General features: G+C 55.3%; 19 protein-coding genes. 3 read left to right on the forward strand and 16 right to left on the reverse strand.

The annotated features are described in order from the left end of the window. The 10 genes from gmd to DW56_RS12690 form a co-directional block, all read right to left on the reverse strand. On the reverse strand, positions 1-1,122 hold the full coding sequence (gene gmd, locus DW56_RS12645) for a GDP-mannose 4,6-dehydratase (RefSeq protein ID WP_024553505.1): 1,122 nt from the start codon (positions 1,120-1,122) through the stop codon (positions 1-3). A gap of 123 nt (positions 1,123-1,245) precedes the next feature. Then, positions 1,246-1,806, reverse strand: a complete 561-nt coding sequence (gene wcaF / locus DW56_RS12650; protein ID WP_024562059.1) for a colanic acid biosynthesis acetyltransferase WcaF — start codon at positions 1,804-1,806, stop codon at positions 1,246-1,248. A 23-nt stretch (positions 1,807-1,829) separates the two neighbouring features. Continuing rightward, positions 1,830-2,582: a colanic acid biosynthesis glycosyltransferase WcaE gene (gene wcaE / locus DW56_RS12655; protein ID WP_024553506.1), complete on the reverse strand. Its 753-nt coding sequence runs from the start codon at positions 2,580-2,582 to the stop codon at positions 1,830-1,832. Positions 2,583-2,596: 14 nt separating this feature from the next. Continuing rightward, the gene (wcaD, locus tag DW56_RS12660; RefSeq protein ID WP_024553507.1) at positions 2,597-3,817 is read right to left on the reverse strand and encodes a colanic acid polymerase WcaD; all 1,221 of its coding nucleotides are present in this window, start codon (positions 3,815-3,817) and stop codon (positions 2,597-2,599) included. Then, positions 3,792-5,009 (reverse strand): colanic acid biosynthesis glycosyltransferase WcaC, encoded by a 1,218-nt coding sequence (gene wcaC / locus DW56_RS12665; RefSeq protein WP_024562058.1) that lies wholly within the window; start codon positions 5,007-5,009, stop codon positions 3,792-3,794. The genes wcaD and wcaC overlap by 26 nt, the downstream gene beginning before the upstream one ends. Continuing rightward, complete coding sequence (wcaB, locus tag DW56_RS12670) at positions 5,006-5,494, reverse strand: colanic acid biosynthesis acetyltransferase WcaB (RefSeq protein ID WP_024553509.1); 489 nt, start codon at positions 5,492-5,494, stop codon at positions 5,006-5,008. The genes wcaC and wcaB overlap by 4 nt, the downstream gene beginning before the upstream one ends. A gap of 2 nt (positions 5,495-5,496) precedes the next feature. Next, positions 5,497-6,342 carry a colanic acid biosynthesis glycosyltransferase WcaA gene (gene wcaA / locus DW56_RS12675; RefSeq protein WP_024553510.1) on the reverse strand — a complete coding sequence of 282 codons (846 nt, stop codon included), beginning with the start codon at positions 6,340-6,342 and terminating at the stop codon, positions 5,497-5,499. A 172-nt stretch (positions 6,343-6,514) separates the two neighbouring features. Next, a complete protein-coding gene (wzc, locus tag DW56_RS12680; RefSeq protein ID WP_035890008.1) occupies positions 6,515-8,677 on the reverse strand; it encodes a tyrosine-protein kinase Wzc in 2,163 nt (720 codons plus the stop codon). Positions 8,678-8,679: 2 nt separating this feature from the next. Further along, positions 8,680-9,123, reverse strand: coding sequence for a low molecular weight protein-tyrosine-phosphatase Wzb (wzb, locus tag DW56_RS12685; RefSeq protein ID WP_024553512.1), 444 nt, complete (start codon positions 9,121-9,123; stop codon positions 8,680-8,682). Between the two features lie 6 nt (positions 9,124-9,129). Next, entirely contained in the window at positions 9,130-10,269 is a 1,140-nt protein-coding gene (locus DW56_RS12690; protein WP_035890011.1) for a polysaccharide export protein, read from the reverse strand. A 724-nt stretch (positions 10,270-10,993) separates the two neighbouring features. On the opposite strand from DW56_RS12690, the gene DW56_RS12695 reads away from it, so the two are divergent. Continuing rightward, entirely contained in the window at positions 10,994-12,571 is a 1,578-nt protein-coding gene (locus DW56_RS12695) for a TerC family protein (RefSeq protein ID WP_024553514.1), read from the forward strand. A 38-nt stretch (positions 12,572-12,609) separates the two neighbouring features. On the opposite strand, the gene asmA is transcribed toward DW56_RS12695, so the two are convergent. The 3 genes from asmA to udk all read right to left on the reverse strand — a co-directional run bounded on the left by asmA (position 12,610) and on the right by udk (position 15,791). After that, positions 12,610-14,454, reverse strand: coding sequence for an outer membrane assembly protein AsmA (asmA, locus tag DW56_RS12700; RefSeq protein WP_024553515.1), 1,845 nt, complete (start codon positions 14,452-14,454; stop codon positions 12,610-12,612). 29 nt (positions 14,455-14,483) lie between these two features. Next, a complete protein-coding gene (gene dcd, locus DW56_RS12705; RefSeq protein ID WP_024553516.1) occupies positions 14,484-15,065 on the reverse strand; it encodes a dCTP deaminase in 582 nt (193 codons plus the stop codon). An 84-nt stretch (positions 15,066-15,149) separates the two neighbouring features. Next, entirely contained in the window at positions 15,150-15,791 is a 642-nt protein-coding gene (gene udk, locus DW56_RS12710; RefSeq protein WP_024553517.1) for a uridine kinase, read from the reverse strand. 323 nt (positions 15,792-16,114) lie between these two features. Between udk and DW56_RS12715 the strand changes: the two genes are divergently transcribed. Further along, positions 16,115-19,447 carry a diguanylate cyclase gene (locus tag DW56_RS12715; RefSeq protein ID WP_029698130.1) on the forward strand — a complete coding sequence of 1,111 codons (3,333 nt, stop codon included), beginning with the start codon at positions 16,115-16,117 and terminating at the stop codon, positions 19,445-19,447. Here the strand turns inward: DW56_RS12715 and alkA are convergent. Then, complete coding sequence (gene alkA, locus DW56_RS12720) at positions 19,440-20,288, reverse strand: DNA-3-methyladenine glycosylase 2 (protein ID WP_024561937.1); 849 nt, start codon at positions 20,286-20,288, stop codon at positions 19,440-19,442. The genes DW56_RS12715 and alkA overlap by 8 nt on opposite strands. 133 nt (positions 20,289-20,421) lie before the next feature. Between alkA and yegD the strand changes: the two genes are divergently transcribed. After that, positions 20,422-21,774, forward strand: a complete 1,353-nt coding sequence (gene yegD, locus DW56_RS12725; RefSeq protein ID WP_024554087.1) for a molecular chaperone — start codon at positions 20,422-20,424, stop codon at positions 21,772-21,774. A gap of 3 nt (positions 21,775-21,777) precedes the next feature. Here the strand turns inward: yegD and DW56_RS12730 are convergent, their stop codons facing one another. Beyond that, positions 21,778-22,074 (reverse strand): helix-turn-helix domain-containing protein, encoded by a 297-nt coding sequence (locus DW56_RS12730; protein WP_024554086.1) that lies wholly within the window; start codon positions 22,072-22,074, stop codon positions 21,778-21,780. Then, on the reverse strand, positions 22,071-22,424 hold the full coding sequence (locus DW56_RS12735) for a type II toxin-antitoxin system RelE/ParE family toxin (RefSeq protein ID WP_024554085.1): 354 nt from the start codon (positions 22,422-22,424) through the stop codon (positions 22,071-22,073). Before DW56_RS12735 ends, DW56_RS12730 begins: the two co-directional genes overlap by 4 nt. Positions 22,425-22,553 lie beyond the last annotated feature (129 nt).

The raw sequence follows: 22,553 nt of genomic DNA on the forward strand, positions 1-22,553 counted from the left end.
TCAGGACTCCAGCGCGATGGCCACCTCGTAGCCGTGAGATTTGAGCAGCGAGTGTTTTTTGGCTGCTTCAAGATCTTTGGCTACCATCTCAGAAACCATCTCCTGGAGAGTGATTTCCGGCTTCCAGCCCAGTTTTTCGTGCGCTTTGGTCGGGTCGCCAAGCAGGGTTTCCACCTCTGCCGGACGGAAGTAGCGCGGGTCAACCTGAACGATAACGTCGCCCGGCTTCACGCCCGGCGCGTCGTGACCGGTTACGGAAACCACGATGCCTTTTTCTTCCACGCCTTTGCCTTCAAAGCGCAGCTTAATGCCAAGCTGTGCGGCGGCCATTTCGACGAACTGGCGAACGGAGTACTGCACGCCGGTCGCGATAACGAAATCTTCCGGCTGCTCCTGTTGCAGCATCATCCACTGCATTTTTACGTAGTCTTTGGCATGACCCCAGTCACGCAGGGAGTCCATGTTGCCAAGGTGCAGGCAAGACTCGAGGCCCTGGGCGATGTTGGCGATAGCGCGGGTAATTTTGCGGGTTACGAAGGTTTCGCCGCGGCGCGGGGATTCGTGGTTGAACAGAATGCCGTTGCAGGCATACATACCATAGGATTCACGGTAGTTAACGGTGATCCAGTAAGCGTAAAGTTTTGCCACTGCATACGGTGAACGCGGGTAGAACGGCGTGGTCTCTTTCTGCGGAATTTCCTGCACCAGACCGTACAGCTCAGAGGTGGACGCCTGGTAGAAGCGGGTTTTCTTCTCAAGGCCCAGGAAGCGGATGGCTTCCAGCAGGCGCAGGGTGCCGATGGCGTCTACATCTGCGGTGTATTCCGGGGATTCAAAAGAGACCGCTACGTGGCTCATCGCGCCCAGGTTGTAGACTTCATCCGGCTGCACTTCCTGAAGGATACGGGTCAGGTTGGACGTATCGGTCAGGTCGCCGTAATGCAGGTGGAATTTCGGGTTGCTGGTGTGCGGATCCTGATAGATATGGTCCACGCGCTCGGTGTTGAATGACGAGGCGCGACGCTTGATGCCGTGTACTTCGTAGCCTTTCTCAAGCAGGAACTCAGCCAGATAAGAGCCGTCTTGTCCGGTTACGCCGGTAATGAGAGCAACTTTACTCATAATGTCTATTTCCTCTGTTTAAATCGGACCTTGCCTGCTCGCCAGGCTGTTTCATAATCCAGGGTTCAGTAACCTGTTCCCCTCGTTCAGGCCCTCTCGCCCGGAGAGGGGAAAATCTTTTCGTTATTGCGGTTGCGAAGGCGTTTCCACGCGTTCGCGAATGACTTTTGCCGGGTTGCCGCGACAAATCGCATTGGCTGGCAGCGGTTTAAATACGCTGCTTCTTGCGCCTACTACCGTGCCGTCGCCAATGGTGACGCCAGGGGCGACAAACACATCGGTGGCCAGCCAGCATTTCTCGCCAATCACAATCGGCGTGGCGTTAATATCGAAATGGTCGGACAGATAATCGTGGCTGCCGGTGCAGAGATAACATTTCTGCGAAACCACCGAATTGGCGCCGATGGTAATATCGCCAAGGGTATATAAAACGGCCTCATCGCCGACCCAGGCATAATCCCCAAGCGTTAATTTCCAGGGGTAGGTTATTTTTACCGAAGGGCGAATAACCACCCCTTTGCCGATGCGTGCGCCGAAAAGTCTTAATAAAAAAGCGCGCCAGCGATAAAGCACTTGCGGAGACCAGGCAAATAATGTCGCCTGAACCGCCCACCACAGTTGAACCTTAATAGGGTGCCCGCCCCGGAAGCCTTTCGGCACCGAGAATCCGCTTAATTCCTGCATAGTTTTTCCTTATGCTTCAGGCGTTATGCTTTGTGATACATCGCCTTAGCTTTGCCGGTCGTGCGCAGGCGTAATAAATAAGATATTTCTGCCCAGAAGCCGGGCACGCCTAATATTTTGCGTTGTACGTTTTTTGCATCGCGGCATAATTCCAGATTATTCGAGGTTGACACGCCACCCATCGAAAATTCCGAAACCAGGCCTTTTAATTTTTTAAAACCGTAGCCTGCTTTGTAAAGGCGAGCGGTTAATGCGTAATCGGATGAGACTTTATATTGCAGATCGTAAGGATAATTGCGCAGCCCTTCCACCGGGAAGAAAATAGCCTGATGGCTGGCCGGGAGGCTGTGATAAATATACCAGCCATGCTTAGCGCCGCGGCGTACTTTGTTGCCATCGCCAAAATCAAGCAGCGCATCGCCAATATACATGGCGTGTTCGTCGGCAGGCGTAGCGGCGAGCTGGTGAGCAACGTCCGCCACTTCCGAATGAAACACATCGCCGGAATTAAGAAAAATAGCGTAACGGCCTTTGGCCATGGCGATGCCTTTATTCATTGCATCGTAAATGCCTTTATCTTTTTCGCTAACGTAGCGTAAATTATACTGGCCTTGCAGATTTTTCAGAAATTCCTCAGTGCCGTCATTAGAACCGCCGTCCACCACAATCCATTCAAACTCAATGTTTTTCGCTTTCGCCAGATGGGCCAGCGACTGCCAGGTTTTCACTACCCCTTCGTAATTGCGCCAGGCGACAGTAATTACACTCAAAAGCATCATGGCTGACCTCATCAGGAAGCTGTAATGTTTAACGCTTTACGCAGAATAAACGGACATACAATTAAAAAAGCATATTCCGGGCTGAATATCGAACCGGTAAAAAACAGCGACACCGGCGTGAAAAGCCACAGCTGAACGCGAAAATTCTGATTATTACCAAACGCGTTAAGCATCATTTTTACAACCCGGTACATATACCAGCAGGTTAATAAAACCGCGAACCAGGAAAAATAAATGATTAGCAGATACAGCCCATTGTCTATGGTTTTACCGACGTCCGCACCGTTAAAAATTCCGAATGATGCGACATATTCGTAAAGCGAACCAAAACGCACAACGCCGTCAATGTTTGTTAATGAATACCCCACCATCGCCAGCGGACCGATAATACGGTAATAAGATGACGATCCTTCGGTGCCGAGATCGCCCAGGCGGGTCGCGATATAGGGGAAAGCAAACACAACGCCGACAATAAAGACCGCCAGTGAAATAATTGCCAACGGTAACTTTTTACGGATCGCATTTTTGTTGAGGTACTGAAACGCCCATTCCAGCAAATAGAAGAGAATAAACGTCATTACCCCTGAAAACGACCCGGATAAAATTATCCCCAGCAGAATCATACCATCCGTCTTCGGCGTTTTGATACCAAACTGTTTGATACTGAGCCAAATTGAGATTAACGCCAGAGCGAAGAAGGCAGGTTCAAAATAAAGCGCCGTGGTGCGCCGCCCGCCAAACTTGATAAAATTCAGTACATAGCTGTTGCTGTAGATAAGAAATTTAGAAATATTCTCCATCAGGCTGCTGCCGCCAGTCAGAATAATCTGAGCCATTTCCATTGCCGCGAGCGCCACAATAATCCCAACCACAATGTAAAATATCCGTAATATTTTACGATAATTGCGCGGCGAAATGGTTTTGAAGCGGATACTCCAGGTCATGCCGATAATGATAACGATATAAACAAAGAGCATCGTCGACGTAACATACTTGCTGGCATCCAGCGACTTACCAAAAACGAAGTTGAAAAGCGTAAGCCCGGCGCCTACTCCCAGCGCAATAAGTAATTTCTTAACGCTTATTTTTTCCACGTACAGCAGCAAAATAAGCGGCAGAAACGTTACGATGGTAATGGGGAAGCTTTCGCCGAGTTGCAGAAGCTTCACGTTCACCACAAGGTAGATGAACGGCAGCAGCAGATAGCTACAGACTCTGATAGAACGAGACATATTCCTCCAGCATCTGTTCGCCGCTGTATGCCGCCCGGCTGCGCGCGGTAAAGTCTTCAAGGGAGGCGCCAAATACCGCCTGCGCTATGTCCGCTTTCCCCTGCTGCGCCAGTTGCAATGCGGTTTGCTCATCCACCGTCTGGCCGCCCGATTTTTGCAGCACTTCCCGCGCCGCGTCGCTGTGGGTGGCGATAACCGGCACGCCGATGGAAAGCGCTTCGCATAAAATCAGCGGGTAGTTATCCACGCGCGACGTAAACAGCAGCGCGTCCATTTGATTTAGCTCGCTCATTAACTGGCGCTTGTCGGTCAGGAAACCGTGGTTAACGACATTGCTTGCTTCAAAGGGCGAAAACTTGCCGAAGGTATGCACCTCCACCTTCTCGCCAAGCGACACCAGCTCGCGCACCAGACGCTGGTTAGTTTTGCCGTCGTAGCGCAGGTCATGGGCCACCACGGCGATTTTCGGCTTCGCCGACGCCGCCTGCCGGGGCGGCAGCTCCGCCAGGATAGCCTCCGTCGCCACATCGATACCGTTGTTAATAATGTGGCAGCGCCCTGCCCCGTACAGCTCGTTGAAGGCGTCCGCGACGTGCTGGCTTGGGGAGATAAAACGGCAACCCAGGGCCAGCATTTCACGAAACAGCTGGCGTTTGCCTGCCACCAGGCGGTGGGCGCGGTCAATCTTCACCGGCGGGTAATTACTCAGCGTCGGGCATTTGCCGCAGCCGCTCTTCCAGCCTTCGCAGCCGTCAAGAAAGGCGCAGCGGCCGGTTACGCTCCAGTGATCGTGCAGCGTCCAGACAAAAGTGACGTCCGCTTTATGCGCTTTCAGGCGCTGGCAGAAATCCACGACTTCTTGCAGATTCAGCCAGTAACTGTGCAGAACGTGAAAGTGCAGCACTACCGGCCCTTCGGTGCGCGTTACGCGACGGTAAAGCCCGTTAAGGTTGCCGAACAGGTCGCGGTTAAAAAGCCGGAACAGCGCAATATTGGCAATGGAAGTCAGGCGCGGGGTATGTTTTTCCACGTGTGCGAAGCGGTCATGGCTGACGCTTTTCTTGCCGCCCTTGCCATAGCCATAAATAAAGCGCGAACGCAGTCCCTTTTGCAGCGCGCGCTGGTGAAGATCCAGCGCCACGCCCGCCGCCCCGCCTTCGGCAAGGCGAACATTAAATTGCAGAATGTTCATTTAATTACCTTTACTCGCGCTTTTTCACCCACCACCAGCGCGTTGTCCGGCACGCTGTCCAGCACCACGCTGCCTGCGCCGACGGTAACGTTGTTGCCGATGGTGATATCGCCAATCATCACCACGTTCGCCCCCAGCTCAACGCCGTTGCCGATAACCGGACAAGCCAGGCTGTCGGCGCCGCGATTGCCGATGGTGACGCCGTGGCGAATAACAAAATCGTCTCCCGCCACCACGTTTTTATTGATGACGACCGCATAGCCATGATGAATAGTGAAACGGCGGCCGATGGTGGCGGCGGCCTGGATTTCATAACCAAACAGGCATTCGGTTATAAAGCGATAGAGCAGCAGCACGGGCGCCGCCCAAAGGTTGTTCAGGACATTTTTCTTGCGCCAGACCGAGCAAAAATGGGCCACGCGATAAGCGATTACCATGCAGCAGGGGCGAAGGTTCCATGAATTGGCGCGCAGATCCTCAAGCAGCATTATTTCCCCCGCAGTCCGTCAGCCAGTCGCTTGGTGTTGCGAACAGAAAGCAGCGTAAGCAGCGTGCGCCAGGTCATGCGTTTGTTGCGGATCTGGTAGAGCGTGAAGAGCTGATACTTCTTGCTTGCGCGGTCGAATTTGTCTTTGTGCTTGCGATAGAAGTGAAAATAGCCGGCAAACTTTTTCGCCGATTTGGTTATCTGCATTTCGCCATGGTTGATGTGCAGAATTTGCGTCGCCTCTTCCACTTTCCAGGGTTCGCCGTACTCCACAACCATGCGCAGGAAGATATCGTAATCCTGCGCCGCCGCGAGTTCGGTATCGAACAGGCAGCTTTTAAAGCGCCAGGCATAGGTAAAGACCTGGTTGCCGACAATATTGCGTTTGTAGAACAGCTTCAGCGACCAGGGCGATTTCGGGTAAAGCGGCAGGCTCGCGGGCTGGGAATAGACCTGGCCTTCGCACAGGTAGTCGTTGGCATACAAAAAGGCGTGCGTGACCAGCTGGTGTTTGTGCTCAAGAAAGGTTGAGAGGCGATCCGGCATCCATTCGTCATCGTCATCAATACCGGTAATAAACTCCCCTTTCGCCTGCAATATGGCCTGATTGCGCACCGCGCAAGCGCCGGAGTTGTAGTCGTTGCGGGTGTAACGCACGCGCGGATCGTTCAGTCCCTCAACAAAGCCTTGCAGTTGCTCATAAGAGGATGAACAGTCATCGACAATGATCATCTCCCAGTGTTCATAGTCCTGGCGCAGCACCGAGTTAATGGCGCGAATAGCCAGCTGTTGGCGATTCCATGTCGGCATATAAATGGAAATTAATGGGCGCGCTGTGCGGTTCATTGTTGTTTCTCCGAATGCAGATGGACGTTATGCACGTTAGCGGCGACTGCTTTTGGCTTCGGGCTATCGTTGGCAATGACAGCCCGAAGCATTCTCTTTTTTATTCCTCGTTCCGTGGCGAGGCGCATCTCGCCCTCCTCTCAGGAAGAGGGCTGGAACAAGGGCGGCCAGGTTATTTGTGGTCCGACTTATATTCGTACTCGTAATAGCCGTAATCCTGATAGCCCGTGGCACGACGGAAGATAGAGTTCAGGATCACCCCTTTCACCTGGATGCCGTTCTGCTCGAAGCGGCTCAGGCTGGTTTCCACCTCTTTAAGGGTGTTGACGGCGTAGCGCGCCACCATCAGCGTGGTGCCGGCGTGGCGGCCTACTACCGCCGCGTCGGTCACCGCCAGAATCGGCGGCGTATCAATCAGCACCAGGTCATACTGGCTGCTGGCCCACTTCACCAGTTCAGCGAAACGCTCGCTCATTAACAGCTCAGATGGGTTCGGCGGGATCTGCCCGCGCGGCACCAGGTCAAAACCGGGAATCGAGGTTTTTTGCGCGCAGCGGGCGATATCGCCCTGCCCGGAGAGCACATCAGACAGACCATTTACATTCGTGGTGCCAAGCAGCTCATGGGTGTAGCCCTTACGCATATCGCAGTCGATAAGCAGCACGCGTTTATTGGTCTGGCTGATCACCGCCGCCAGGTTGGCGCAAACGAACGTTTTACCGATGGAAGGGCTGACCCCGGTCATCATCAGCACGTTGTTTCGCGCCTGCATCATGGCGAAGTGCAGGCTGGTGCGCAGGCTGCGGATAGCTTCAACGGCAAGGTCGGTCGGGTTACCCACCGCCAGCAGTTGGCTCTGCTTGTAGCGCTTCACCCCTTTAACGGTTTTCACGCTGTCACGCTCTTTTTGCCATTCAGAAAGCGGGATGCTGGCGTAGACGTTGATGCCTGCCTCTTCCAGCACCTGCGGGCTTTCAATGCCGCGGTTAAAGAGGGAGCGCAGCAGCACAATCACCACCGAAAGCAGCAGGCCGAGAATAATGCTGCCAAGAATAATCAGCGCTTTTTTCGGCTTCACGATCCCCGGCTGGGTAATCGCCGGGTCGACGATGCGCACGTCGCCGACGGTGCTCGCCTGGGTGATTTTCAGCTCCTGCTGTTTATTAAGCAGCTGCATGTAGACCTGCTGGCCTGACTCGACATCACGCGTCAGACGAACGATCTCCTGCTGCGTTTTCGGCATGGCGGTAACGCGGTTATTCAGCTTCGCCTTTTCATCTTCCAGCGCCTGGCGCTTTTCCAGCAGCGTGCGGTAAGCCGGGTGCGCTTTGGTATAGAGCTTGGAAATTTCCGCTTCTTTGAAGGTCAGCTCGTTAAGCTGGGCGTCGATGTTAACCATCGAATCCAGCACCGATTTGGCTTCAAGCGGCAGGTCGACCGAGTCTTTTTCCTGACGGTACGCGTTCAGCTTGTTTTCGGCGTCATCCAGACGCGCGCGCACTTCGGGCAGCTGCTTGTCGAGGAAAGCCAGGCTTTTCGCCGCCTCTTCCGACTTGCGCTGCACGTTCTGCTCAAGGTAATTGCGGGTGATGCTGTTCAGGATGTCGCGGATTTTGTCGCGATCTTCGCCGGTAAAGGTAAGGCTTAACACGCCGGTGTCTTTACCGTTTTCGGTCACGGTCAGGTTGCCTTGCAGCTGATTGATCATGCCGAGCGTGGAGTATTTCGTGACGGTAAACTCGCTGCCTTCTGCGGCGCGAATGTCGCTTACCACCATTTGCACGCCCTCTTTCGACAGCGGCTGGCCGACGGTGCCGCGCGCGCTAAAGCCCGCGTCGCTGGTCAGCTGATACTGCTGCGGCCCCAGCACCTCAAGGGTAAAGACATCCTGGGCCATGCCTTTCGGCAGGTTGAAAGTCGTGACCTTCACCGTATCGTTGGCATGGCCGGTCAGGCGGTCCCAGCCTGCGCCGAAAATCGGGAAGTTGTTTTTTTCGACCGCGATATCAAGGTCAAGATCGTCGACCGTTTTACCCAGCACCAGACGCGACTGAATGAGCTGGATCTCCGCTTCAGAAGCGGGCGGCTTGTTGGTTAGCGCGCTGTTGATATCCTGCACCAGCGAATTGCCGGCATCCTGTTCTATCTGCACCAGCGCGTCGGCGCTGTAAATGGGCGTGGCGAACAGCACATAGATAAGCGCCAGCAGGCCGAAAAGCGCGGTGATGCCAAGCACCCACCACTTCGCTTCAATCACCGTGCCGATAAGGCGCCCGATATCAATTTCGTCACTGCCCTCGGACGAGGCGGCGGAGTGTCTTACTTTCTCTGTCATCGTTATCCCTGCTGCGTATTCAGTGCCTGCGCCCACTTGCGGGCCGACCGATCGAGAAGTGAATAGACCGCTTCAAACGCTTCGCGGCTTTTACGGTAAGGGTCCGGGATTTCGTTCTCGCCATCCCAGTGGCCAAACAGCATGACTTTGCCCCGCATTTCCGGCGCGATGTCGCACAGCGCGTGAATATGCCGCCGCTCCATAGTCAGAATCAGATCGTATTCACGGCACATGGCGGCGGTAAGCTGACGGGCGCTATGCCCGTCCAGCGACAAGTCATTGGCCTGCGCCACGCTTACTGCATTCGCGTCCGCGGGTTTTCCCACCAGCGCGCCAAGGCCCGCTGAGTGGACAGTCAATTCCGGCTGGTAGCGCTTAAGCAGGCGCTCCGCCGTGGGGGAACGGCAAATGTTCCCCACACACACCACAAGAATTTTGTTAAACATAGGCCGTTACCAGTTGTGGACGTCGCTTGCCGTATCCGTCATATAACGGACACCACTGATGGTCGGCAGCAGTTGGTTGATAAGGCGGTTCCAGCGGGCCACCGGCGCGGTTGTGACGTAAACCACATCGTACGGTTGCAGGCGGAACTCGGTCGCCATCACCAGCGACGTGGCGTCGGACATATCAAGCTGGTAGATGTTGGCAATCTTGCCGTTGCGCTGGCCTTCGCCTCTGAGCGGACGGATCACGAAGATGCCGCTGGCATTGGAGGTGTTGAGGTCGATGCCCTCTGCCTGGCCGAGCGCTTCGGTCAGCGTCATGCCGCTGAAGTCCATCTTGAGCGTGCTCTGTTTTTTCACTTCGCCCATCACGAAGACTTTAAGGTCGTCGTTACGCGGCACGAAAAGAATGTCGCCCGGATAAAGCAGGCGGTTTTGGCTCAGATCGCCGTTTTGCATCAGCGCCTGAAGAGAAATGCGATTTTCGCGCCCGTTATGGGTCAGCACTACGTTGCGCCAGTCGGCGTCTTCCGTCAGGCCGCCTGCGGCGTTAATGGCATCCAGCACCGTAAGCGGTACGTTGGTGATCGCCTGCTGACCCGATTTTTGCACCTGGCCTGAAACGTAGGCTTTTTGCGAGCGGAATGCGGCGATATTAACGTCCACCTGCGGATCGGCGATGTATTGCGCTAAACGGCCGGTAATATCACTACGAATTTCCGAAAGGGTTTTACCCGCTACGTGGACTCTGCCGATATAGGGATAGAACATGGAGCCGTCCGGTTGCACCCAGTTGCCGGTGTCGCTGGAGCTACGATACTGGCCTGCCGGCGTGGTCAGTTCAGGGTGATCCCAGACGGTGACGTTAAGCACGTCGCCCGGCCCTACCCGGTACTGATAATTAGAGATTTCCTGATCCAATGACATATTGGGCTGCGCGACATTGGGTCGGGGTCTTAATTGCTCAACCAGCCTTGGCGTAAGCGGATAAACATTTACCATCCGGTCAAGGTCAAAGTCTGCATCCTGTTGTTTGATCACATCTTTGCCCATCGTGGACATATTACTACCGGGAAAGACGGTGCAACCACCTAGCAAGGTTACAGACACCAATAAAGGCATCAATTTCAGTCTGGATCTCATCATTGAATATTTATCACTTAGGCAAAGTTATTATCCAGGATGTTTTAAATAAGCAACCCTGTTTTTCACTGCCCGCAATAGTGATACCTGCGGGCAAAGTTAATAAACAGAATCAATCCTAAAATTGCTTATTTAACCGCATATCGTTGACAGAAAAATTATCGTCGCATCTCTGTGCGCGGGCATGCTACCGCCCTTGGCTCACAGCAACCAACCCACTGAAATTACGAAAATAATGTAGAGTGTATGAATTAAACCAGAATTATCTTATTTAACGATTTCATCAGTAAAACAGCGCTGCCCAGCCCCACAAAGCGTGCGGAAGAAAAAAGAATAGCCGGAGCCTGATAACGAATATCGAAAGTTAGTTTTACAGTTCCTGACCCTCCAGGCAAGGCGCGTGACCGGGAACGATTCATTTTAAGAAAATCCCGGTAAATACCCCTCAGCTTTTAGGATTATCCTCAACTTGACGAAATAGAGTTCATAAATTAAGGCAGGTTTATTGCCGAAGACGCCACATGCGGAAAATCTTAAAATAATGTACGCAGCAACGCGCGCTGCGAAATAATAATTAAAGGTTAATGGCAGAGAGGTGATTAAATAATGACAAATTTATCTCGCCGCGAAATTAATAAGATAAATCTCAGTAATGATTGATTTTCAGCGCGCCATTAACCATGATCATGACAGACATTTGTCATACAACACAGGTAAATAACCCCTTATGGAATGGATTGCCGATCCGTCAATCTGGGCAGGGCTTGCGACATTGATAGTGCTTGAGCTGGTGCTCGGGATTGATAACCTGGTGTTTATCGCCATTCTCGCCGAGAAACTTCCGCCCGCCCAGCGCGACCGCGCACGTATCACCGGCCTGCTGCTCGCCATGGGAATGCGTTTGCTTTTGCTGGCCTCAATCTCCTGGCTGGTCACGCTTACCCAACCGCTGTTTACCCTGTACGGCCACGCTTTCAGCGCCCGCGATTTGATCATGCTTATCGGCGGACTCTTTCTGCTGTTTAAAGCCACGGTCGAGCTTAATGAAAGGCTGGAGGGAAAAGACACGCACGGGCCTACGCAGCGGCGCGGGGCTAAATTCTGGGCGGTTGTGACCCAAATCGTTATTCTTGACGCCATTTTCTCGCTCGATTCGGTTATCACCGCAGTGGGGATGGTGGATAAACTCGCGGTAATGATGGCGGCGGTGGTCATCGCCATCTCGCTGATGATGCTCGCCAGCAAGGCGCTGACCCGCTTCGTCAACAGCCATCCGACAATTGTTATTCTCTGCCTGAGCTTTTTGCTGATGATAGGCTTCAGCCTGATTGCCGAGGGCTTTGGCTATCACATCCCAAAAGGCTACCTCTACGCCGCTATCGGCTTCTCCATCATGATTGAAGCGCTTAATCAGCTGGCTATCTTCAACCGTCGGCGGTTTCTTTCCGCCACCAGCCAGAACCTGCGCCAGCGTACGGCGGAAGCGGTGCTGCGGTTGTTGAGCGGCAATAAAGAAGAAGCGGATTTGGACGCGCAGACCGCTTCGCTGATTGCCGATTACGACAACACGCCGGTGTTTGATCCGCAGGAGCGACGGATGATCGCCCGCGTGTTGCACCTTAACCAGCGCCGCGTTGGCAGCATCATGACGCCGCGTCATGATATCGAACATATCGAACTCAGCGCGCCGGAAGAGCAGGTCCGCGCCCTGCTGGATAAAAACCAGCACACCCGCGTGGTGGTTACGGGCGGTGAAGAAGACTTGCTGGGCGTGGTGCATATTCTCGATCTGCTACAACAATCCTTGCATGGCCGCCCGCTGGATTTGCGCGCGCTGATTCGCCAGCCGCTGGTCTTTCCCGAATATCTGCCGCTGTTGCAGGCGCTTGAGCAGTTTCGCAATGCGCGAACGCACTTCGCTTTTGTGGTGGATGAATTTGGCTCGGTGCAGGGAGTGGTGACGCTCAGCGACGTGATGGAAACCATTGCAGGCAATCTGCCCAATGAGGTCGACTCGCTGGACGCGCGTCATGATATTCAAAAAAACCAGGATGGCAGCTGGACTGCCAACGGGCATATGCCGCTTGAGGATCTGGTGCAGTATGTGCCGCTGCCGCTGGAGGAGAAACGCGATTACCACACGCTTGCCGGGCTGATTATGGAATATTTGCAGCGCATTCCTGAAGAGGGGGAAGAGGTGCAGGTAGGCGACTACCAGCTTAAAACGCTGGAGGTGGAACACCACCGGATACAGAGAGTGCGAATTGTGCCGCTTGCCCAGCCGGAGCTGGATTACGAAGTGTAACGCATAAAAAAACCGGGAGTCAGGCTCCCGGTTTTTCATCACAGTTTATCAAGCAGCTTTTTCAAATCCTTGCCTTTACTGCTCTCCTGATGGCGATCCGCCCAGTCGTTCAGCCGACGTTTAGCTTCATTTTGCAGTCGCTTACGCAGCATGTCGTCAACCTCAAGGTTGTAGTTGAGCTGCTGCCACGGACCGTAAACCCGCAGCGGCACCGGCGTTTCTTTCAGCCAGGCGACCAGTTTGTCGTCGCCCTGCCAGCCGCCGCTAACCTGCACATTAAATCGCGTATCGCACTGCTCGCGCACCAGATCAAGCGTTCCTTCGCCGGTCAGCGCCAGCAGCGACGAGCGCCCCTGCATCGCTTTCAGCGTTAGCGCGCCGTTATCCAGCGTGGCTGCCGCGCTGAACTGCTCAAGCGTGGTGGCGTTGTCATAATCCTGCTGCGCTTTTACGCCGCCGTTGCTGCGCGCCACCGCCTGCTGGATAAGCTGCTGGAAGTTCATGCCTTCAAGCCGGGAATCGGTCATCATGACCGAAGCCTGTCCAGCCCAGCGCTCGCGAAAAGCCTTCGCGTCTATTCTGTCGCCCTCAAATTCGCCGTTAAGCGAAAGTTTGCCGGTTAAGGCAATGGGGTAATCGAACGCTTTAAGAATCGACCCGACTTCAATGTTTTCAATCTGCGCGCTAAATGCGGCATGGGGTACATCGTTTCGCGCGTCCAGGCTGCCCGGCAGCGAAAGCTTGCCGTCGCCCAGCTGGCCTTCAAGTTTTGACAGGGTTAATAACCCCGCGTCGTTGGCAAGCTGCGCGTCGACATTTTTAAACTCCAGCCCGCGCCAGCGCACCGAGCGCGCATGAACCGTGGCTCTGGCGGTAAAACCGCGCAGTTCGCTGTATTGCGCCTCTTCCACCTCGCTTGCCACCACCGGGCGCGGCAGCGAAGGCTGCCCCTGTCCCTGCTGGCGAACCCGGCTATCGGTCGCCGCATCGGCGACAACCAGGTTTTCAAAATTAAGCAGATCGGCGTGCAGATCCAGGTTCCACTGCGGCTCATCCGTCAGCACCACGCTACCCTGCCCGCTCAGCGTACTGTCATTAGCTTTAAGATTAAGCTGCGTAAAAGAGAGGGTTTTTGACGGTTCCTGCCACTGCGCCTGGAACGTCGCCTGCCCGCTGATGCCCTGACGCGGGAGATCGGCGCCCTGCAACTGCCAGTTGAACTGCGAAACCGAAGCCAGAAGCCGCTGCGGGTAATCCGCGGCGTTAAGGTTTGCGGTGAGCGAGAAGGTCAGATCGCGCTGATCGCGATTGACGCGCGCGCTCATCTCAACCGTCGCCTGATGCTTCTCGTCCTGCTCCATTTGCAGATTAAGGCTGCGTACCGTTACCTGTTCTTCATCCTCATGCTGAAAAACCAGCAGGCTGTCGGCCACCTTCAGGCGAGAAATATCAAACGACCAGCCGCGCTCCTCTTCCCGCGGCGCGACGCCGCCTTTCGGCCCTACCGGCGCGCCTTGCGGATGGCGCTCTTCGCTTTGCGGCGTAAGCTGCACAACGGCGCCTTTAAGCATCACCTGACGCACTTCCAGACGGTGCGAAAGCAGCGGCAACAGCGCCACGTCAAGGCGCATATTGTCGGCGCTGACCACCGGCACGCTCGCCCCCGGCGCCGTCAGGCTCATCCGGTTTGACAGAATGCTAAGCTGGGGCCAGACGTGCCAGCGCAGCGGGCCGTCAAGCTTCAGCTGATAGCCGCTGCGCGCTTCCACCTGGCGAACCATATAGGCGCGAAAATCGTTAGGATTGACCAACAGGACAAGCGCGGAGAGACCGGCGAAAAATACCACCAGCAGAATCATCAGCGCGGTCAGAAGTCGTCTCATGGCATCCTCAGTTGACTGTCCCGCCAGGCTCAGTCTTTATCAATTCGACTGGCGACCGCACCCTGCTGATCGCGATATTTGGCATCCTGGCGGCGGTTATAAGGCCGCGCAGCCGGGCCTGAAAGCGGCTCGAAGCTCAGCGCGCCGATGACCATACCAGGGCGCAACGCCAGCGGCAGCTTACCCGAGTTATAAAACTCCAGCACAATGCAGCCCTGCCAGCCGGGATCGATACGGTGCGCCGTAACATGCACCATCAACCCGAGGCGCGCCAGCGACGAGCGGCCGTCAAGCCAGCCGACCAAATCCGCAGGCAGCGTGACGGATTCATAGGTTACCGCCAGCGCCAGTTCGCCCGGATGAAGGAAAAATGCCTCGCCGTCGTTAAGAACGATTTCATCGCTCATGACGCGATCGAGCGCGGCGCTTACTTCATCTTTCGGCCCGCTGAGATCGATATACGCGGCGGTATGGCCGCTGAAAGTACGAAATTTATTGCCAAGGCGCACATCCACGGTCGCGCCATTGATGCGCTCCACCGGTGGACGCGGGGTGATCGACAAACGGCCTTCGTCAAGCCAGGCTTCTATATCGCGGTCACAAAGACGCATCGCACGCTCTCCTGTTGTGCTGTTGTCCCGGTCTGCGGACCGGGAGCGGAGGTAACTCTTTGAACGTTACACGCAAAATCTGCGTTATTCAAAAAACTGGCTGATTTTTGCCTTAAGAATATCAATCGCGATACGGTTTTTCCCGCCGCGCGGCACGATGATATCGGCATACTGTTTAGAAGGGTCGATGAACTGCAAAAACATCGGACGCACGGTTTTTTGATACTGCGCCATTACAGAATCCATTGAGCGTCCGCGTTCGTTCACGTCGCGCTTGATGCGGCGCATCAGGCAGATATCCAGCGGCGTATCGACGAAAATGGAAAAGTTCATCTCCTCGCGCAGGCGCGCGTCAGTCAACAGCAGGATCCCTTCCAGAATGATGACTTTTTTCGGTTCGATATGAACGGTTTCTTTCATGCGGGTGTGTTCAACATAGCTGTAAACCGGGAGTTCAATAGGTTTCCCCGCCTTAAGCATTTGCAGATGCTGAAACAACAGGCTGTGATCCATCGCGCTCGGATGGTCGTAGTTGGTTTTTACCCTTTCTTCCATCGACAGATGACTTTGATCTTTGTAATAGCTGTCTTCCGGAATAACACCAATGTGTTCATCACCTACCTGTTCACGTAACTCCCGATAGAGCGTACTGGCGATCAAACTCTTACCTGAAGCCGATGCGCCGGCGATACCGATAATGACGCATTGATGGGACTTGTCAGTCATAAATTAGCGACCTGGTTTACTTAATTGTTAAGGAAGGAAGACGCGGGGGGCGTCAAACGCCGCAATTATAGGGATTTCCCCGGGGTGATACCAGCAAGAGCTTATGACCGGCAGGACAACTGCAAAAAATGTACTGAAAAAACAATAGTCCCAAAGTCGCAAATGTAGAAAAGCGACTACGAAATATTTATCAAGGCGAAGCGTTAATTTCTGAGCGTACGCCATAGGAATTGTAAATTGTTTGTACTAGCATACCGAAAACACTTTTTTAGATGCGTCCGGGCCTTGCTCCTGACGGCAATGCTTTCGCGGATTATGCGGTAATGACTAATAAAAAGAATAAGCGCGCTTTAGTTGCTACGCCACGGCCCCTGCTGCGCTGCCTGACGCTTGGGTTGCTTTCCTTTATTTTGACCCTGTTTTCCCTTGAATTAACGTTGCTCGGCACCATGCTGGCCCCGGTGTGGTTTCCTACCGCCCTGATGATTGTGGCGTTTTATCGCCACCCGCTGCGGCTGTGGCCCGGCATTGCCGCCGCCTGTTCGCTTGGCAGTATTGCCGCCACTATTACGCTTTATTCCGCAGAACATGTATTGCTCAGTTATACCTTTATTAATTTGTTTGAAGCGTTAATCGGGGCGGTTTTGCTGCGTAAGCTGCTTCCCTGGTACAACCCGTTGCAGAACCTGAACAACTGGCTGCGTCTGGCGCTTGGCAGCGCCGTTATTCCACCGCTTATCGGCGGCCTGGTGCTGATTACCTTTACCCACCCGGTTAACCCGCTGCGCAGCTTTTCCGTCTGGGTGCTTTCTGAAGCTATCGGCGTGTTGTCGCTGGTGCCGCTGGGGCTGCTTTTTAAAAGCCATTATCTGTTACGCCACCGCAACCCGCGCCTGTTGCTGGAAACGCTGGGCACGCTCGCAGCAACGCTTTTTTTAAGCTGGCTCGCCCTGCATTACCTTCCCTGGCCTTTTACCATAATCATTGTTCTGCTGATGTGGAGCGCCATCCGGCTGCCGCGCCTTGAAGCCTTTGTGGTTTTCCTTGCCACGGTCATGGCCGTTTCTTTTATGCTGGCCTCCCAGCCAGACATGGTGCGCCTGCCTAATCCTGGCGTGATGTCCAATGCGCCCTGGCTGCCGTTTTTGATGATCCTGCTGCCCGCTAATATCACGACAATGGTGATGTACGCGTTTCGCGAAGAACGAAAGCATATCTCTGAAAGCGAGGCGCGCTTTCGCAACGCCATGGAATATTCCGCCATTGGCATGGCGCTGGTTTCAACCGAAGGGCAGTGGTTGCAGGTCAATAAAGCGCTCTGTCATTTTTTAGGCTATACCCCGGAGCAGCTTCGCTCGCTGACGTTTCAACAGCTAACCTACCCGGAAGACCTGCACGCCGACCTGGAACAGATTGATATGCTCACCCAGGGCGCCATCAACAGCTACTCCCTTGAGAAAAGGTATTACACCAGCAAAGGGGATGTGGTCTGGGCGCTGCTGGCGGTTTCAGTGGTACGGCACACGGACGGCTCGCCGCTGTATTTTATCGCCCAGGTGGAAGACATAACCGATCTCAAGCATACCGAGTGGGTGAATAAGCGCCTGATGGAGCGCATTACGCTCGCTAACGAAGCAGGCGGCATCGGCATCTGGGAGTGGGAGCTTGGACCCGATCTCATCACCTGGGATAAGCGCATGTTTGAGCTTTACGACGTGCCGCCGCATGCGAAGCCGACCTGGCAGCTCTGGCGAGAGAGAGTAATAAAAGAAGATCGTCCACTGGCTGAAAAGACCATCCAGGAAGCGCTGCGCAACCGCATCCCGTTCAAACTTGAGTTCCGTATTCAGGTTCAGGGCGGTATCCGCCATATCCGCTCGCTCGCCAACCGCGTACTGGGCAAAAACGGCGAAGTGGAGCGTCTGCTTGGGGTCAATATGGATATGACCGAAGTGAAGCAGCTTAACGAAGCGCTGTTTCAGGAAAAGGAGCGGCTGCATATTACGCTGGATTCTATCGGCGAGGCGGTTATCTGCGCCGATCAGGAGCTTAACGTTACCTTCATGAACCCTGTCGCGGAAAAAATGAGCGGCTGGACGCAGGAACAGGCGCTGGGGCAACCGCTCGCCAGCGTGCTGCGCATTACGGTGGGAGATAAAGGCCCGCTGCTGGACGATCTCCATAACGGCGACTCTTCCCGCATCAGCGCCATTGAGCAGGATATCGTTCTGCACTGTCGCAGCGGCGGCGCTTATGATATTCACTACACTATCACGCCGTTAAGCACGCTGGACGGGCAAAACATCGGCTCCGTGATGGTAATCCATGACGTGACAGAGTCGCGCAAGATGCTGCGCCAGCTAAGTTACAATGCCTCCCACGATGCGCTGACCCATCTGTCCAACCGCGTCAGCTTTGAAAATCACCTTAAGCGCCTGCTGCAAAGCGTAAACGACAATCATCAACGCCACGCGCTGGTATTCGTCGATCTTGACCGCTTTAAAGCGGTCAACGACACCGCAGGCCACGCCGCTGGCGACGCGCTGCTGCGGGAACTTGCCTCCCTGATGCTCGGCATGCTGCGCACTACCGATATTCTCGCACGCCTTGGCGGCGACGAATTTGGCCTGCTGCTGCCCGATTGCAGCGTGGAGAATGCGCGCACGATTTCTGAACGGCTGATTGCCGCGGTTAACGACTATCACTTTATCTGGGAAGGCCGCCTGCACCGCATCGGCGCCAGCGCTGGCATCACCATGATCGACGCGTCGAATAACCAGGCTTCCGAGGTGATGTCGCAGGCGGATATCGCCTGTTACGCCTCTAAAAACAGCGGCCGTGGCGTGGTAACGCTTTATGAACCGCAACAGCAGCGGTTGCAGCACAGCCGCGACGCGCTGCCGCTTGATGAACAGTGGCGGATGATAAAAGAAAACCCAATGGCGCTGGTGGCCCGCCCTGTCGTTTCGCCCCGCGTGCCGGAAAGCACCAGTTTCCTGCTGCTTTCCGTTCGCCTGTGGACCAGCGAAGGAACGGTTATGGAAGAGCAGGCGTTTCGCGCCACCATCAACGAAGCGGAGCTGCTGCATGCGCTTGACCGCCGCGTCGTGCACGATTTCTTTCGCGACCATGCCGCTGATGTCGCGCGTAAAGGGTTTGGCGTCGCGCTGCCGCTTTCCGCAGGGATCACAGGGCCGCGCCTGGTGGACGAGCTGCTGGATTTTCTTGATGCCGGCCCCTTCCCGCCTCGCCTGCTGCACCTGGTCATTAACAGCGACGCGTTTGAAAAAGATGCCCGCATGACAAGCCGCCAGCTCGACAGGTTGCGCCAGGCGGGTTGCCATATCATCCTCAGCCACGTCGGCCGCGATCTGGAAATATTCAACCATATCAGCCGCGCCGTGGCGGACTACGTCATGCTTGACCCGGAAGTGGTGACAAACATTCATACCAACCTGATGGATGAAATGCTCGCCACCATTGTGCTTGGCCACACCCGCCGCCTGAAGCTGATTTGCATCGCCGGGCCCGTTAACCAGCCGATGATGACAGAGACGCTGGCGGGCATCGGCGTCGATATGATTTACGGCGATGCGCTGGCGCCAGGACAGCCGCTCGGCCTGCTGCTCAACAGCAGCTATTTCGCTATTAACTGACCTCAGGCCGCCAGCCATAGCTGAACCAGATATGCAGCAGCGCATACGATCGCAAGGGCTGCCAGCGCAGCGCATAGCGACGAATTTGCGCAGGCGTCATACCGGCGAAGCGCTGCTTAATGGCGTAATCATCGGCCAGAAATACATCCGGCGCCTGCCAGCCGCGCAGCGCAAAATAGTTGGCCGTCCAGCGCCCTATCCCCGGCATCTGCATTAATGCCTTCATGCCCTGCTCCACATCCGCCGGACGCGCTAAGGGAAACCGACCCGCTTCGCATTCGCGCGCTAAATGAATAAGCGCCTCGGCGCGCTTGAGCGGCATGCCCTGCGCCTTCAACACCTGCGGGTCGGCCAACGCAAGCTGCGCCGCGGTGGGGAAAAGCCGCCACTCGCCGTGTTCATCCAGCGGCGCGCCGTAAGCCGCCACCACTTTCCCGGTAAGCCGCGCCGCCTGCGCCACGCTTACCAGCTGGCCGAGAATGGCGCGCACGCCCTGTTCAAACACATCCATGCAGCCCGGCAACCGCAGACCGGGACGGCCCTCCGCCAGCTCGCCCAGCGTCTGGTGAATCACGTTTGGGTCTGCATCCAGATCCAGCAGCCGACGCACGCGCTCAATAACGTTTTCGGCAACAGGCTGCAACCCTTCGCTGATCTCTAGCTCAAGCTGATGCCTTTCGGGGCGCGGCGTCAGCGTCAGCCAGCCGTGGCGGCCTTCAATGGCGAGGGTGCGACGGTAGCGCTCAGAAGTCACGTTTTCCACGCCCGCCACGGCGCGATCGCCCAGAAACGCGAACATCCACGCCCAGTCATAAGGCGGCTGATAGCTGAGGGTTATCATGTCGTCTCCTTTGTTAATGATTTCCTTAGCATAATGGGTAATCGCCTTTTTCGCTTTGCGCATATATTCCGTTTGCCCGTTAGCCCACATTCCGCTAAAGTCGCCCCCCTTCTTCACTGGCATGGGGATAGCAATGTTTATTGGTTTTGACTACGGCACCGCCAACTGTTCGGTTGCCGTAATGCGCGATGGCGCGCCGCAGCTGTTAACGATGGAAAATGGCTCTGCGCTTTTACCTTCAATGATCAGCGCGCCGACGCGCGAAGCGGTCAGCGAATGGCTTTATCGTCACCACGGCGTTGATGCGCAGGAAAAAGAGACCCAGGCGCTGTTAAGACGCGCCATCTCTTACAACCGCGAAGAAGATATCGACGTGACGCCGGGCAGCGTGCTGTTTGGCCTGAATGCGCTACAGCACTATATGGTCGACCCGGAAGAGGTCTGGTTCGTGAAATCGCCGAAATCGTTTCTCGGCGCAAGCGGGCTTAAGCCGCAGCAGGTGGCGCTGTTTGAAGATCTGGTCTGCTCCATGATGCTGCACATCCGCAATACCGCGCAGGCTCAGACCACAGAAGAGATCAATCAGGCGGTGATCGGCCGGCCGATTAACTTCCAGGGACTCGGCGGCGAAGAGGCGAACGCCCAGGCGCAGGGCATTCTGGCGCGCGCGGCAAAGCGCGCCGGCTTTCAGGATGTGGTGTTTCAGTTTGAGCCGGTTGCGGCCGGTCTTGATTTTGAAGCCACCCTGCGCGACGAAAAACGGGTGCTGGTGGTGGATATCGGCGGCGGTACGACCGACTGCTCGCTGCTGTTGATGGGGCCGCAGTGGCATGCGCGTCGCGATCGCGAAGCGAGCCTGCTTGGCCATAGCGGTTGTCGCGTGGGCGGCAACGACCTGGATATCGCGCTGGCGTTCAAACAGCTTATGCCATTGCTGGGCCTTGGCGGACTGACGGAAAAAGGCACTGCTCTGCCGGCGCTGCCCTGGTGGAACGCCTGCGCCATTAACGACGTTCCGGCGCAAAGCGATTTCTACAGTTCGGCAAACGGCCGCCTGCTGGCAGACCTGGCGCGCGATGCGCGGGAAAGCGAAAAAGTGGCGCGGCTGCAAAAAGTGTGGCGCCAGCGTCTGAGCTACCGGCTGGTGCGCGCGGCGGAAGAGAGCAAAATCGCCCTTTCCGATGCCCGCGAAACCCGCGCGCTGCTGCCGTTTATCGCCGAGGCGTTACAGACCGATATCACGCAGGACGCGCTGGAGGCGGCGCTCGACCAGCCGTTAAGCCGCATTCTTGAGCAGGTGACGCTGGCGCTGGAAACCAGCAGCGAACGCCCGGATGTGATTTACCTCACCGGCGGCAGCGCTCGCTCCCCGCTGATTAAAAAAGCGCTGGCGCAGCAGTTGCCTGGCATCCCCATCGCGGGCGGCGACGACTTCGGCTCGGTCACCGCCGGGCTTGCACGCTGGGCGCAGGTGGTATTTCGTTAAGCGTTAAAGGGGAAACACAGAGGTTTCCCCGTTTAGTTCCACTTTAAGCGAGAGTTTGCCGCCCAGCGCCTCAATATAACGTTTAAGCGTAATGAGTTTTATATCCACGCCGCGCTGTTCCAGCGCGGCGATGGCAGGCTGGGTCACGCCCATGACCTCCGCCACTTGCTGCTGAGAGATCTCAAGTGTTTCACGCAGCCGCTGGAGTTCAACTTCCAGAACGCTCTCTTCCGCCATCTTTTTCACCCGTTTTTGCCGTTCCGTAGGCATTTGAGCAATAACATCCTGCAATGTCTTCATTTTGTCTTCTCCAGTGAATAAAGATGGCGGGAAAACGCCTCGTCAGCAAGACAGATATACGTTTCGTAAAACCGTTTTTGATCTGATTTATCGCCTGCGCACAGCATGACAGCCCGGCGCAACGGGTCAAAAGCATAAAAAAGGCGATAAGGCGCACGTGAAAACAGAAAACGCAGCTCTTTCATATTGATATAAGCCGAACCTTTTACCTGGTCGGCCCACGGGCGGCCTAACAAAGGGCCATATCGTTCAAGCTTCGCCAGCTCTGCAATCACTTTGTCCTGTAGCTCCGGGTGTTGCTGCTGATACCAGTGCATAAAATCCGGGCTAAAAAGCACAGTCCATGTCATGTGCGCTCCATAAATTGTAGTTTATGTTTTATCGATAAACCACACCTTAACTACGGATAAAAAACAGCGCGAGCTAAGCGCAGCAAATGTGCGAGGCATTTCCCATGGCCTGAGCCATTCGGACTTATC

Source organism: Franconibacter helveticus LMG 23732 (assembly GCF_000463115.2).
In the GTDB taxonomy this organism is placed as follows: domain Bacteria; phylum Pseudomonadota; class Gammaproteobacteria; order Enterobacterales; family Enterobacteriaceae; genus Franconibacter; species Franconibacter helveticus.

What these genes read in the sequence shown, in the direction of transcription:
- gmd (WP_024553505.1), bottom strand. Translation starts at nt 1,122, where the DNA reads ATGAGTAAAGTTGCTCTCATTACCGGCGTAACCGGACAAGACGGCTCT.
- wcaF (WP_024562059.1), bottom strand. Translation starts at nt 1,806, where the DNA reads ATGCAGGAATTAAGCGGATTCTCGGTGCCGAAAGGCTTCCGGGGCGGG.
- wcaE (WP_024553506.1), bottom strand. Translation starts at nt 2,582, where the DNA reads ATGCTTTTGAGTGTAATTACTGTCGCCTGGCGCAATTACGAAGGGGTA.
- wcaD (WP_024553507.1), bottom strand. Translation starts at nt 3,817, where the DNA reads ATGTCTCGTTCTATCAGAGTCTGTAGCTATCTGCTGCTGCCGTTCATC.
- wcaC (WP_024562058.1), bottom strand. Translation starts at nt 5,009, where the DNA reads ATGAACATTCTGCAATTTAATGTTCGCCTTGCCGAAGGCGGGGCGGCG.
- wcaA (WP_024553510.1), bottom strand. Translation starts at nt 6,342, where the DNA reads ATGAACCGCACAGCGCGCCCATTAATTTCCATTTATATGCCGACATGG.
- wzc (WP_035890008.1), bottom strand. Translation starts at nt 8,677, where the DNA reads ATGACAGAGAAAGTAAGACACTCCGCCGCCTCGTCCGAGGGCAGTGAC.
- wzb (WP_024553512.1), bottom strand. Translation starts at nt 9,123, where the DNA reads ATGTTTAACAAAATTCTTGTGGTGTGTGTGGGGAACATTTGCCGTTCC.
- DW56_RS12690 (WP_035890011.1), bottom strand. Translation starts at nt 10,269, where the DNA reads ATGATGAGATCCAGACTGAAATTGATGCCTTTATTGGTGTCTGTAACC.
- DW56_RS12695 (WP_024553514.1), top strand. Translation starts at nt 10,994, where the DNA reads ATGGAATGGATTGCCGATCCGTCAATCTGGGCAGGGCTTGCGACATTG.
- asmA (WP_024553515.1), bottom strand. Translation starts at nt 14,454, where the DNA reads ATGAGACGACTTCTGACCGCGCTGATGATTCTGCTGGTGGTATTTTTC.
- dcd (WP_024553516.1), bottom strand. Translation starts at nt 15,065, where the DNA reads ATGCGTCTTTGTGACCGCGATATAGAAGCCTGGCTTGACGAAGGCCGT.
- udk (WP_024553517.1), bottom strand. Translation starts at nt 15,791, where the DNA reads ATGACTGACAAGTCCCATCAATGCGTCATTATCGGTATCGCCGGCGCA.
- DW56_RS12715 (WP_029698130.1), top strand. Translation starts at nt 16,115, where the DNA reads ATGACTAATAAAAAGAATAAGCGCGCTTTAGTTGCTACGCCACGGCCC.
- alkA (WP_024561937.1), bottom strand. Translation starts at nt 20,288, where the DNA reads ATGATAACCCTCAGCTATCAGCCGCCTTATGACTGGGCGTGGATGTTC.
- yegD (WP_024554087.1), top strand. Translation starts at nt 20,422, where the DNA reads ATGTTTATTGGTTTTGACTACGGCACCGCCAACTGTTCGGTTGCCGTA.
- DW56_RS12730 (WP_024554086.1), bottom strand. Translation starts at nt 22,074, where the DNA reads ATGAAGACATTGCAGGATGTTATTGCTCAAATGCCTACGGAACGGCAA.
- DW56_RS12735 (WP_024554085.1), bottom strand. Translation starts at nt 22,424, where the DNA reads ATGACATGGACTGTGCTTTTTAGCCCGGATTTTATGCACTGGTATCAG.